Here is a 12,954-nt window from a genome sequence, read left to right on the forward strand (position 1 = left end):
CTCCGGAGGCGGCGGTCATGGTGGTGACGGCGGAGGCGGCCACGGTGGCGGCGGTGGTGGTAACAGTGGTGGTCACGGTGGCGGCAGTGGCTCCGGCAACGGAGGCTCCGGAGGCGGTGGTCACGGTGGTAATGGCGGAGGCGGTAACGCTGGCGGTGGCCATGGCGATGGTGGCGGTGACGGTGGCGCAGGACATGGCGGCATGGGCCGCGGCGATGCTGACCATGGTGGTGTTGCCGGAAACGCAGGCCCAGGCAATGCCCGTGGCGATAAAGCCGATAAGGCTGATAAGGCTGATAAGGCTGATAGGGCCGATAAGGCTGATAGGGCCGATAAGGCTGATAGAGCCGATAGAGCCGATAAGGCCAATAGGGCCGACAACAATGCCGCCGATGCAGCCCGGAACGCTGCCAAAAATGACGCAGATGCAGCCAGAGACGCTGCCAGAGCTGATGCAGACGCAGCCCGGGATGCTGCGAAAGCTGATGCAGATGCAACCCGAGATGCCGCCAGAGCTGCGGCGGATGCTGCCCGTGACGCTGCAAAAGCTGCAGGTGTAGCGGGTGCAGATGCAACCAGAGATGCTGCGAGGGCCGCTGCAGATGCCGCCAGGGACGCTGCCAAGGCAGACGCAGATGCAGCCAGAGATGCAGCCCGGGCTGCTGCAGATGCTGCCCGGAACGACGCCAAGGCTGATGCGAACGCGGCCAGAGAGGCGGCCAAGGCCCAGAAGAGGGACGCCAGAGAGGATGTTGCGGATGCCCCTGACGCTCCAGACGCCCCGGATGCACCGGATGCTCCAGACGCACCGGATGTCGACGTGGTTGAGGTACAGAACTAGGCCTGCACACTACGCAACGGCAGGCATACCCGTAGAAAACGTCCCGGGAATTTGAAGGACGTATCGAAAAAAAGTCGCAAACCTGCAGGGTTTGCGACTTTTTTTGTTCGTTCACGTAATGGCGGGGAACACCGATATTTCGTTATTTGTGTGCCCCGGGACTCCGTGAAGTCCCTTTTTTGCCATCGTGTTGCGCGGTCGCGCTACACCGATCAGCCGTTGCTGCGATTGCTCGCCTTGGCCTTGCTTTGAGCTACAGCGGCTTCAGCCTTCTGCTTCTGCGCAACCTGGAAGGCTTCCATCGAAACCTTGCGGGCCGACTCCATGCGATTGAATGTCTTGTCACCACCACCGGTGGCCATCGCCAGAGAAGAAACAGTAAGAGCGGCGATGACGAAGAGAGCTTTCATGGATTTCATTTGGATATCCTCAAGTGAGAAAAGTGAGATGGGTAAATAGTTAAAAACGGAATTCATTGGCAAAGGCTGAACGGGCTTGTTCAACCTGACTTCACCAGCCAGCCAGAGCAGCGTTTCCGGTTCCCCAGGTGCGTTGCTCCATACGGCCTTCAGCGTTTTTGTTTTTCGCCCAGACGGTGAGCAGCACCATCATTCCAAAGCCACCGACGATGAGAACCGGATAGGCCGCCAGCAACTCGACCAGCGAGTATTTCCAGGCCAGCGGACGACCGACACCGAGCATGGCGGCATAAAACCAGGACACACCAGAGAGCGCGCCGGAGAACAGCGCCAGCATGCGCAGGTTGAAGGAGAGTTTGAGTATCGAACCGGCTTTCTTCAGTGCCGGCAATACAGCGCTATGCAACAGGAAACCGTTAAAGGTCAACAGCACAACGATGCCGATTTTGGCTTGCAACTTTGGATTGAGGAAATATTCCATCCCCTTGCCGGCATAATCTATTCCGACAATAGCAATGCCCGTAATCCAAAGCGCTACAAGTGCAAGCGATACGGTTTTTTGAAGGCTTTCCAGATGCGCGTCATCATGGTGACCCGACACATCCCCCTTCAGGAGTTGCTTGACCATGGCAATGTCACTGGTCAACACAAGCCCGATTGCCACGCAGCAGGCGATAAGATGGAAATATACAACGCCCAAGCGAATATATTCCGCGGCTGGCGAAGTCAGTATACCAAGTTCCATGATTACCTCTTTGTACTCTTAGTGGATCAACATGACTTCAGCACGGCTAGTTGAATTTGTCCGTTGCTGACTGCAGTCAGGATCCAGAAATTTCTATTGTTTAATCTTGCGGCGTTGTGCTGCGAAGAAAAAAGCGAGTTTAGCGAATGAACTTTTTGATCATTCGGTTAGTTCCATTTTCAGGTAACAAAAAACCTCATTCGCACTGGGCGTCTATATGAGGTTTAACTTCCGCTTCTTGAGTCAGCTGAGCTTCGGAGCCCGTGTGACCTGTTGCGTATTCTGAACGAAAAAAGCCGTCTCCGTTCATTTTTTGATCAATTTTGCTGACCAACGGCAGTGCCGAAACAGGTGGCATATTGCCATCACTGGAGGGCGCAGCCAGCACCATGACTGGCTTTCGGCGGGTCGGGGGGCGGATAAAAGTCCCGTCGATTTCTTCGTCTTTTTTTGCATATTCCAGGGTAAAAATCGGGGGGTATAAGCCAATCAGCCATCAAAAAAGCCCTGGTCGGGGTCAAAAACCAGGGCAATGCACTGCCATTTTTCTTTCGAAAAAAGCACATTCCGGACAGTTGATTGCGTCGGCATTAACAGGGCAGTCAGCAGCACCGCCTGGGAGGTGCTGCTAACTGCCCTGTTCTTGTCTCACCGAACCAGTTCGACCTCGCTCGGCCGCCACTCTTTCGTGAAGAACGACTCAAGCGGGCTGTAGAGGCGCAGGAGCATGAACCAGCCCTTGTCCGGCATGGTTTGTATCCAGTTGCCGGCTTTGGCGTCCGCAGGTCTGGAAGGGCCGAAGTAGATGGTCATGGAACCATCCGCGTTTTCGACGGCCGCCGGTGAAGGGTAGGTTTGACTGCCGGCACGGGGGTAGCGCTGTGGTGTCTGGAGCATGGAGCGCGTCTGGTTGTCGTAGACGGTGAAGGACCAGAATTTCGCCGCAGGGATCTTGGGTGGCAGGGTCACCTTATAGGTCTTTGCGCCATCGAAGGGGTTCTTGTCGGCGTCAGTGAAACCCATGAGGTACTGCGAGCCTACATTGGGCACGCGCATGATCATGCCCGGCGAATCCATGGTGTAGCCGTAGTAGAAGGCCGTGCGCGAATCAAGCGTGCGCGCGCCAGTCGGTGGCAATGGCTTGAACAGGCCTTCCTTGGTGATCAACGGCGGCGGTGTTTCAAAATTGAAGCCGCCTTGCCACAGCATGTTGGCCCACATCGAGTTCGGGTAATAGGCCCAGCCGGGATACTCGGCGCCACGCCAGTTCAGCGCTCGTCCAGCGGCGTTGCCCACGGCTGCCGCGTCGCTGAGGATCTTCTTCATCTGCTCGTCCGGCGCAAAGGGTTTGCCCTTCACGATACCGATGGCCGCCAATTGGCCCATGAGTTCCGGGCTGAACGAGGTGGCAGGTTCCAGCTGTACAAGCTTGTCGAGCATCTCGAAGTAGGAAAAATCGTTGGGCGGGATGGTGTTGAAGGATTTGCCACTGCCCTCGATGAACTTCGTTGGCGGTATCGGGGGGATGGGCACCAAGCGGATTTTGCCTTCGAGTGCCGTGGCAATGCTGGTGCCGTGGCCACCCGGCGTGTAGGGGTAGATCTTGAGTTTTTCCTTGATGAGGTCAACGGCAGGTTTCGGGTCGTTGTTCTCCATAAAGGCACGTACGGCGTAGAGCACATGGTTGGTCTTGGAGCGGCCGACAAAGTAGCCGCCATCAGGAACAGGACCCTCGTAGCCGGGTGGCAGAATCAGGTATCTACCCCCTTCACCGCGATCAGGTCCGGGTGCGCCAATGTCGATGATCCAGCCAAACCACATGTCATTGAGCGTGCCGAGGGCCTTGGGTGGCACTTCAATCACCAAGGGTCCTTTCGTCAGGTCGAGGGTTGCCACCGAGTAGATCGTATCGGCGTTGGCCGTGAGAAAGAGCGAGTTGGAGTCCATCAACTCGGAGAAGATGACCACCGAGTTGTCTTCAGCGCCAATGCTGTGGAAACCCTCGCGAATCGCATAGGCCGAGGCGCCGGAAAAACTGTTCACGAAGGCATCGACACCCCGTGTGAACGCCAGTGTGTCATAGACATTCCGGGCAGTTTCAGCGCTTGGCGCGCCATCCTTGAATTCCAGCACGCCGATTCGGGTCTCGACACGGTCCGGCGTCTTGATGGCGGGTGGAATGTCGGTGGCCGCCTGCGCCGAGGTCAGCACCGGCAACATCAGGGTAAAGCAGGACGTGAGTACGGCGATGGGTTTGAGAAGGTGCGCCATGGGTGTCTCCCGGGGGGAAGTTTGAAGTATTGATGACTCAAACTGAGGAAGGGCATGGCGCAAGGATTTTCGAAAGCCAGGCAAACCACAGCCTGGTTCCAGATCATCGAAGGCGCGCTGAAACTGATACGCCCGGATGACCTTTGACGGATATTGCGCGCAGGTGACGGAGCAGCACGGAATGCTCGATCAGTTCTTCCAGCCGACCCAAGCATAGGTGCACATTTGCCATCGCTCCAGCCAGCGGCAACTGTTGGCCTTTTTCTGTCGGTCGACATCGGCAGCCATGGGTTGATCAGGGCCGATCGCAATAAGGACTGTCTGGAGGCTATGCAGGTATTGCGCCTGGCACAAAGCGAGCAGGGCGGACGTTCACGGGGACAGCGCTCTGACCGCAGGCAACGGCCGTACTATAATTAATGTCTGTCAATGTTTGTGTGGCGAGCGCTCCAAAACGAATCAGGTATCCATAGCGTTCACCTGACAGGCAAAGGGCAGCACAGCAAAAGGGATGGACAATACGTCTGATTACTCGAGAGAGGGTTCAGCCATGAAAATTCACTCCTTCCAGCATTACTCTCATGGTCTGGAAATGGCCGTTCACGATGCATGGATTACCGCCAAGGTGAAGTCCACCCTGGCATTTTCCGATCCGACACTTAGCCTGCATATCAATGTCAAAACCCATGCGGGCATAGTGGGGTTAAGCGGCCGCGTCAACACTCATAGACAGTGTGAACAGGCCATTGAGCTGGCCCGTTCGGTTCATGGTGTCGCCGAAGTCGATGCCAGCGACCTGCAGACCCATGTGTTCACGCCAGGGAGTTTTCCAGAAGCGCCCAACGCCGAAGAGAACACTGAGCGCCGGCCACAATCGTCAACAAAGATGGACGACAAATGACAATGGCAACTTTGTAGGCGCCGCGCTCCCGGTCGGGAGCCGAGAGCGCAGGGAAGCTGAATGCCCCTGTGCCCCAGAGTGAAACACCCATGGCTTCGTGGACATTTCCGAGTGGCTGCTCAGGCCGTTTTCTGCCTGTCATCCAAGGGTCTGCATCAGGCTGCGTAATTGGAGAATCGCCTGCGCAATCGGGGAGGTTGGCAGGCAGCGCAATCGCTAGTTTAGGGCCCATCCAACAACAAGACCTCGCTATAGGAAGGCTTATGCAATACAGGCTTGCCATCTCGCACTGTGTGCCCTGCGCTTTTGAGTCGACTAAGGGAAACCTTTAGCCGGATTGAAGTTTTCCCCCCAACGGATGCTGTTCATCTCGATATCGGCGCGGCGCCTACTGACTTACCTTGGGTAGACAGGAGGCGTGTCGTCTTGGCGGGCTGTTGCATTGAGCCCGCCTGGCGTTTTACCCCATAACAACAATAGGCCTGACCATGCTCGAACCCATCGTTCTTTATATCCCTGATGCAATTCGCCTTCCTGCGCAAGAAGGCTCGGTGTTCGGCTGCCGGCATTTTTAACTTTTAGTTCGAATCTGCTCCTATAAATACAGTGCCCAGCACATACAGATGTGGAGAAGTTAGATGCTTCAGGTAAAACAATCTTGCCGTGGGCTTGGTATTGCCGGCGTGTTGGGAATGATCTGTTCGCCGGCAGCCTATGCCGATGTTGTCGATGATAGTCACTTGAAAGTGGATACGCGTAACTTCTACTTGCACCGTAATTACACCAATAACAATGCGCCGGTCTCTGAAGTGCATAGTTGGTCTCAGGGTTTCGATGCACAGTTTACGTCCGGTTACACCGACACGGCCCTGGCGATCGGCCTTGATGTGGATGCGCAATACGCCGTGCGCCTGGATTCATCGGGCAACGACGGTTCGCTGCCTTTCAGCGTCAGTGACCAGCAGACGGCGGATGACTACAGTCGCGCCGGTGCAACCTTCAAGATGCGCTACAGCAAGACCGAGTTGAAGGTCGGTGACCTTCGCCCTCAATTGCCGGTGGCGTACGATGACACCAGTCGGCAACTGGATACGATCTATCAAGGGGCGGTGGTCGAGTCCAGGGAAGTCGATGGATTGACGATGACCGGTGGCCGGTTCTGGTCTGCCGTGACACGGGAATCTTCCAACCACGAGAAACTGTACAAGTTTGGCTCCACCGATAATCTCGACAGTGACGGCCTGGACTTCGGCGGCGCAACTTACGACATTACCAAGAACCTGCAAGCCAGTTATTTCTATGGCGTGTTGCATGATATTTATCAGCAGCACTATTTCGGCCTGATGCATATGGCTGACTTGGGTAATGGCTACAAACTCAAGACCGACTTGCGCTACTTCAATAACAATGAAGATGGTAGTGCCTTGAACGGTGAGATCGACAACCGTTCCTACGGTGGCCTGTTCACCTTGCTCAAAGGCGCCCACATGTTTGGCCTCAGTTACCAGCGCATGCTCGGTGACAGCGTGTTCCCGACGATGAACGGGTTTATCCCGCAACCCTATCTGGTGCACTGGTCGTCCCTGGGGTTTGTCCGCCCGGATGAAAAGTCCTGGGGCGCGCGCTACAGCTATGACTTTGCCGGGATGGGCATGCCGGGGCTGAAGCTCTACACCCGCTACATCAAGGGAACCCACTGGGATCGTGGCGCCAACCTGAGCGACAACCAGGAAAGCGAACGCTTCCTGGGGCTCAGCTACGTGGTGCAGAGCGGGGCGCTGCAAGGCCTGGGGCTGGACCTGCGCAACATCGACGTGAAACAGAAGTACGGTTACGACTACAACGAATTCCGTTTCGCCACGACCTACACCTGGAAGTTCTGGTAAGCCCGGTCCACCCGGAGTTTGACCCCATAACAATAAGAGGCCTGACCATGTTCGAACCCTTTGTCCTTTACCTCTGCCCCGCAACTTCCCAGTCGGTGTCCTGTGCACCGTCACCCGGCGCGCTGCGCCCATGAGCGGATTCCAAGAGGAGCAAACACTAATGAATATCCAGGTCGATAACGCGGTCCTGCAACAGCAGAAGAAGAAAACCTACATTTACGAGTGGTACGTGGTCGGCCTGTGCATGATCGCCTACATCTTTTCATTTGTGGATCGGCAGATCCTGGCGCTGATGATCGAACCGATCAAAGCCGACCTGCAGATCAGCGACACTCAGTTCAGCTTGCTGCACGGGCTGGCCTTTTCGTTGTTCTACGCGTTCATGGGCATGCCCATCGCCTACCTGGCGGATCGCTTCTCCCGGCCGAAGATCATCGCCGTCGGCGTGGTGTTCTGGAGCCTGGCGACGGCTGCCTGCGGCATGAGCAAGAACTTCCTGCACATGTTCCTCGCCCGCATTGGCGTCGGTGTCGGCGAAGCGGCCCTGTCGCCCTCGGCCTACTCGATGTTCAGCGACATGTTCCCCAAGGAAAAACTCGGCCGCGCCGTGGGCATCTACTCGATCGGCTCGTTCGTCGGTGGTGGCCTGGCCTTCCTGGTGGGTGGTTATGTGATCGCGATGCTCAAGGACATGAACACCATCGAAGTCGCCGTTCTCGGTGCGATGAAGGCCTGGCAACTGGCGTTCTTCATTGTCGGCCTGCCCGGTATCGTGGTCGGCCTGTTGATCTGGCTTACCGTGCGCGACCCGGCGCGCAAGGGGCTGCAGGTCGATGCACAGGGTCAGGCCAAGAAGGTTGCGATGAGCGATGGCTTGCGTTTCCTCGGTCGCCACCGTGCCACCTTCACCTGCCATTACCTGGGCTTTTCGTTCTACGCCATGGCCCTGTTCTGCATGATGAGCTGGAGCCCGGCGCTGTACATCCGCAAGTTCGGCCTGTCGCCAATGGAGGCCGGCTACATGCTCGGCACCGTGCTGTTGGTGGCCAATACCGCAGGCGTGCTGTTTGGCGGATGGCTCACCGACTACCTGGCCAAGAAAGGTCATCAGGACGCCGCCATGCGCACCGGCGTCATCGGTGCGCTCGGCATGGCGGTGCCGGCCGTGCTGTTCCCGCAAGTCGATCAACTGTGGCTGTCGGTGACGCTGTTGGTGCCGGCGATGTTCTTCGCTTCGTTCCCGATGCCGGCGTCCACGGCGGCGATGCAGATCCTCGCGCCGAACCAGGTGCGCGCGCAGGTCTCGGCGGTGTTCCTGCTGATCAGCAACCTGCTGGGCCTGGGCCTGGGCACCACGCTGGTGGCGCTGTTGACCGACCGCTACTTCGGATCGCCCGCGGCGGTGGGTTCGTCGATGTCGCTGGTGATCGCCGGTGCATCGGCGTTGACGGTGCTACTGCTCTGGCGTGGCTGCCGTCGTTTTCGGGAAAGCTATGCCCGGGAGTATCCGACCCGGGCCTGATTGGTCATAGTCCACGATCGGCGCCTCGGCCTCGCTCCCTTTGAAGGGCGCGGGGCCGAGGTGCTCCAGGTCAGGAGAACCCTTGATGTTGAATGATGTACACCTGCTGGAACGGCACAGCCTGCTCAGCTCGGCCGATTACCGCGAGATCAAGGACAAGGTCAGCCAATACCTGTGCCCCCACAGCTTCAACGTACTGCGTGACGAACCCATCCACACTCGGCTCAACGGGGTGTTTTTCGGCGATTCGGCACTGCTCGACCTGCGCTATGGCGCGCCGGTGGAAATCACCATCGGCGACATTGCCGATCAGTACCTGTTTCGCATTACCTTGCAGGGGCACTGCGAAGTGGCCCACGGGCGGCGCAGCGCGGCGATGCAGTCGGGCTACCTGAGTGTTTCCTCGCCGTTCGCGCAAAGCCGCATCGTCACCGATGGCGAGTGCCGCAACCTGATCCTGCGGGTCGACCGTGATGCCCTGGAGACGCAACTGCAACGCCTGCTCGGCCGCAGTCTGCGGCAGTCGGTGATCTTTGATGTCAGCGTCGACCACCTGGGCGCCGGCGTCGTCAGCCTCTATCACACCCTGGACTACATCTGCCGGCTGTACGGCAGCGGCGTGGACGGTTCGCGCCTCGCCAGCGGACTGTCCGAATACCTGATGCAACTGCTGCTCACACAGCTGCCGCACAACTACTCGGAGGATCTGTTGATCGACTCGCGCGCGCCGCTGCCGCACCACGTGAAAAAGGCCCGTGACTACATCGAGGAACACCTCGACGAACCGATCAGCCTGACGACCTTGAGCGAACTGTGTGGCGTCTCGGTGCGCACCCTGCAAAACGGCTTCAACCAGTTCCTCCAGCAGGCGCCGGTCGAGTACATCCGCGACCGGCGCCTGGCGGTGATCCACGAGTCGCTCAAACAGGGCAGGGCCGGCGAAACCGTCACCGATATCCTGTTGCGTCACGGCATCAACAGTTTCGGGCATTTTTCCAGCGCCTATCGGCAACGCTATGGTTGCCTGCCTTCGGAAACCCTGCGGCGGCAGAAGCATTGAGACTCCTGCGCAATCCGTCAGTCGGCTGCGCAATCGGATAAGTGCGCGACGGTGCGGCTCGATAGGATCGAGTCACTGACAAAAAGGAGTATCTGCATGAATATTACTGTGCTGGGTGGCGGTCACGGCTGTTACGCCGCTGCTGTCGAAATGGCTGAAAAGGGGCACCCGACCCGCCTGTGGCGTCGAGACTCCACCGCGCTCAAGGAGCTGCTGGCCATCGGCAGCCTGACCATCAAGGACTACAAGGGCACTCGCCAGTTGTCCGTCGGCCAGCAGGGCGACAAGCTGTCGTTCACCGACGACCTGGCCGAAGCCCTGGGCGATGCGCAACTGGTGATCATCCCGCTGCCGTCGACCTCCCACGAAGACCTGGCCAGACATGTTGCGCCGCACCTGCACGACGGTCAGGTGGTGTTCCTGCCACCGGGCACCTTCGGCAGTTTCGTGTTCGCCAAGGCCATGGCCGATGCAGGCAACCGGAGCAAGGTCGCCTTCGCTGAAACCGGTACGTTGCCGTACCTGGTACGCAAGCATGGCGCCAGCGACCTGGTGATCAGCGGTTACGCCACCCGCCTGCCAACCGGCGTATTCCCCAGCGACCTGTCCGAGCATGCTTTCGCGGTACTGCGCGAGGCCTACCCGAGCGTCGAGCCGATTGAAGACGCCCTGAGTGGTGCGCTGATGAACGCAGGCCCCATCATCCATCCGCCGCTGATCATGATGAACGCCGGTCCCCTGGAGCATTTCGAGGCCTGGGACATTCACAACGAAGGTACCCAACCGTCGATCCGCCGCGTGACCAACCAGCTCGATGCCGAGCGCATGGCTGTGCGCGAAGCACTGACCTACGGCGCGCCGCACTTCCCCCTGGCCGACCACTACAACACCACCGAAGGCGATGAGTGGATGTACGGTCGCGGTGCCCACGGCAAACTGACCGACAGCGGTGACTGGCGCGAAGACATCGACCTGCAGAAGCACCGCTACATGCTTGAAGACACCCGCCTGGGCCTGTCCTTCCTGGTGTCCGTCGGCCGCTGGGCCGGTGTGCCGACTCCGGTCGCGCAGGGCCTGCTGAGCATTGCCTCGGTCGTCGCTGCACGGGATCTCTACGCCGAAGGCCGCACCCTGGAAAACCTCGGTCTGGCCAAACTGAGTCGGGCGCAGATGACCGAACTGCTGACCAAGGGCTACAACTGATGAACGCCGCGCAGCCCCAGGTCAGCGTGGTCGGCGCCGGCCGTATGGGTGAGGGCATTGCCCTGGCGTTCATCCATGCGGGCCTGCCGGTCACCCTCATCGATATAAAGGATCGCGCGGAGGATGAGCGACACGGCTACTTCGAGCGTGTGCGCAACAACATCCGCAGTGAATTGCAGATGCTGGTACGCCTTGGTGTGCTCAAGGCGGATCAGGCGGACATCGCGATAGCCCGGCTGACGGTGCAATCAAAATCCCGGGCCGCGGCGACACTGCCTCAGTGCGACCTGGTGTTCGAAGCGGTGCCGGAGGTCATCGCGGTCAAGCAGGAGACCTTCGCCTGGGTCAGCGAACATGTCCCGGCGTCGACCATCATCGCCTCGACGACGTCGACGTTTCTCGTCACCGAGTTGAGCGAAATGGTCAGCACGCCTGCGCGCTTCGTGAACGCGCACTGGCTCAATCCCGCGTACCTGATGCCGCTGGTGGAAGTCAGCCGCAGCGAAGCGACCTGCCCTCAGGTCGTCGAACGGCTGTTGCAACTGCTCAAGCGGATCGGCAAGGTGCCCGTGGTGTGCAATCCGGTGGCTGGCTACATCGTGCCGCGCATTCAGGCATTGGTGATGAACGAAGCCGCACGGATGGTGGAAGAGGGCGTGGCCAGCGCAGAAGATATCGACACCGCCGTGCGCGTCGGTTTCGGGCTGCGCTTCTCGGTACTGGGCCTGCTTGAATTCATCGACTGGGGCGGCGGCGACATTTTGTACTACGCCTCGCGCTACCTGAGTGGAGCGCTGTCACCGCGCTTCGAATCGCCACAGGTGATCGCCGACAACATGCAAAACGGCCGCAATGGCTTGCGAGATGGCCAGGGTTTCTACGACTACCGTGACATGGACGTGGAAGCCTACAAGCAGCAGCGTCTTGGCGATTTTGTCCGCAAGCTGCAATTGTCGGGGTTGACGCCAGCGTTCGATGGCGCCTTGAAGCAGGCCTGAGCCTCAGGGCCCGGATGCCGGGCCCTGACTACACGAGGTTGCAGCGGGGGCCTTCGCCCGCTCTCAGTCGATCCAATTGCGTAGCCTGAGCAGGCCAGGCGCCGGCCTGATACCAGCAGGCGATCAATAATCCCAGAAGGCCGCAATCCAGCGGAAAGCATCACCGTCGATCGCCACTCGGCCGACCGAGGGGAAGGGCAGGTGAGTGGCGACGAACAACTCGCCGCTCGCCGCCGCTTCCTGTAGCAGGCGGACTCGAACGCGAACCGATTCCTCGGGATCGTGTTCGAAGCCGTTGTGCCAGTCGGGATGGTCGAAGGCCACCGGGAACAGGGCGTCACCGGCGAAGGTCAGGCGCTCGCCGCCGGAGGTCACGTAGACCACGCAGTGCCCGGGCGTGTGGCCGCCGGTGAGTTTGGCGACCACCCCCGGTGCCACTTCATGCTCATCCTCGAAGATGTGCAGCTTGCTGTGGTACTGCTCCATGAACTGGTTGGCGGTTCTGCGCAGGACGTCCGGCACCGGTTGGGGCATCGAGGTCTGGGAGAAATCGGGGGTTGTCCAGAAGTCGACTTCGGTGGCCGTGACGTGGATGCGCACGTCGGGACGCAGGCGGTTCTTCACCTCATCGACGAGCAGCCCGCCGATATGGTCCATGTGCATGTGGGTGATCACCACGTCGGTGATGGACGCGAGGTCGATACCGGCGGCCTCCAGTCGCTTGGGGAACTGCCCGGCTCGCGGAAAACCGGGGAACTGGCCGCCCAACCCGGCGTCAACCAGGACGGTCTGCTCGCCGCTGCGTACCACCAGCACGTTCAGTGCCCAGTCGAACATGTCCGGCCCGAGGTACATGTCCTTGAACCAGGCCGCGCGGGCAGCCGGGTCGGCGTTGGTGGACATGGTCTCGGTCGGCAGCGGCAGCACGCCATCGCTGACCACCAGAACGTCAATCTCGCCGAGCCGCAGTGCGTAGCGCGAAGGCACCAGTTCCTCGGCATCCGCTTGCTGCCGGGGGAAGGATTTCAGAGGCATGGTCATGGTCGTTCTCCTATTGCTTGTGTCGAATACATCAGGCGAATGTCGCTCTCGCGACGGCAGGAAAATG

The 12,954-nt window shown here is 59.2% G+C and carries 12 protein-coding genes; 7 read left to right on the forward strand and 5 right to left on the reverse strand.

Annotated elements, in window-relative coordinates:
• A partial coding sequence (locus tag AC07YV_RS13085; protein ID WP_494990305.1) for a hypothetical protein occupies nucleotides 1–560 on the forward strand: 560 nt, incomplete at its 5' end.
• 493 nt (nucleotides 561–1,053) lie between these two features.
• On the opposite strand, the gene AC07YV_RS13090 is transcribed toward AC07YV_RS13085, so the two are convergent.
• The 4 genes from AC07YV_RS13090 to AC07YV_RS13105 all read right to left on the reverse strand — a co-directional run bounded on the left by AC07YV_RS13090 (nucleotide 1,054) and on the right by AC07YV_RS13105 (nucleotide 4,276).
• Complete coding sequence (locus AC07YV_RS13090; protein WP_102701155.1) at nucleotides 1,054–1,260, reverse strand: co-regulatory protein PtrA N-terminal domain-containing protein; 207 nt, start codon at nucleotides 1,258–1,260, stop codon at nucleotides 1,054–1,056.
• Between the two features lie 91 nt (nucleotides 1,261–1,351).
• Entirely contained in the window at nucleotides 1,352–2,005 is a 654-nt protein-coding gene (locus AC07YV_RS13095) for a hypothetical protein (protein WP_095967121.1), read from the reverse strand.
• Between the two features lie 196 nt (nucleotides 2,006–2,201).
• The gene (locus AC07YV_RS13100) at nucleotides 2,202–2,396 is read right to left on the reverse strand and encodes a hypothetical protein (protein WP_146025388.1); all 195 of its coding nucleotides are present in this window, start codon (nucleotides 2,394–2,396) and stop codon (nucleotides 2,202–2,204) included.
• A 257-nt stretch (nucleotides 2,397–2,653) separates the two neighbouring features.
• The gene (locus AC07YV_RS13105; protein ID WP_102701154.1) at nucleotides 2,654–4,276 is read right to left on the reverse strand and encodes a DUF1254 domain-containing protein; all 1,623 of its coding nucleotides are present in this window, start codon (nucleotides 4,274–4,276) and stop codon (nucleotides 2,654–2,656) included.
• Nucleotides 4,277–4,826: 550 nt separating this feature from the next.
• Between AC07YV_RS13105 and AC07YV_RS13110 the strand changes: the two genes are divergently transcribed.
• The 6 genes from AC07YV_RS13110 (at nucleotide 4,827) to AC07YV_RS13135 (ending at nucleotide 11,846) form a co-directional block, all read left to right on the forward strand.
• A complete protein-coding gene (locus AC07YV_RS13110) occupies nucleotides 4,827–5,177 on the forward strand; it encodes a BON domain-containing protein (protein WP_102701153.1) in 351 nt (116 codons plus the stop codon).
• 638 nt (nucleotides 5,178–5,815) lie between these two features.
• Complete coding sequence (locus tag AC07YV_RS13115) at nucleotides 5,816–7,063, forward strand: OprD family outer membrane porin (protein WP_102701152.1); 1,248 nt, start codon at nucleotides 5,816–5,818, stop codon at nucleotides 7,061–7,063.
• A 160-nt stretch (nucleotides 7,064–7,223) separates the two neighbouring features.
• Nucleotides 7,224–8,585, forward strand: a complete 1,362-nt coding sequence (locus AC07YV_RS13120; RefSeq protein WP_102701151.1) for a spinster family MFS transporter — start codon at nucleotides 7,224–7,226, stop codon at nucleotides 8,583–8,585.
• An 85-nt stretch (nucleotides 8,586–8,670) separates the two neighbouring features.
• Nucleotides 8,671–9,645, forward strand: a complete 975-nt coding sequence (locus tag AC07YV_RS13125; protein WP_102701150.1) for an AraC family transcriptional regulator — start codon at nucleotides 8,671–8,673, stop codon at nucleotides 9,643–9,645.
• 96 nt (nucleotides 9,646–9,741) lie between these two features.
• Entirely contained in the window at nucleotides 9,742–10,848 is a 1,107-nt protein-coding gene (locus AC07YV_RS13130; RefSeq protein WP_102701149.1) for an NAD/NADP-dependent octopine/nopaline dehydrogenase family protein, read from the forward strand.
• Nucleotides 10,848–11,846, forward strand: coding sequence for a 3-hydroxybutyryl-CoA dehydrogenase (locus tag AC07YV_RS13135; RefSeq protein ID WP_102701148.1), 999 nt, complete (start codon nucleotides 10,848–10,850; stop codon nucleotides 11,844–11,846). Before AC07YV_RS13130 ends, AC07YV_RS13135 begins: the two co-directional genes overlap by 1 nt.
• Nucleotides 11,847–11,969: 123 nt before the next feature.
• Here the strand turns inward: AC07YV_RS13135 and AC07YV_RS13140 are convergent, their stop codons facing one another.
• Nucleotides 11,970–12,887 (reverse strand): MBL fold metallo-hydrolase, encoded by a 918-nt coding sequence (locus AC07YV_RS13140; protein WP_102701147.1) that lies wholly within the window; start codon nucleotides 12,885–12,887, stop codon nucleotides 11,970–11,972.
• Nucleotides 12,888–12,954: the final 67 nt, after the last annotated feature.

The organism is Pseudomonas sp. GW456-E7, assembly GCF_059424105.1.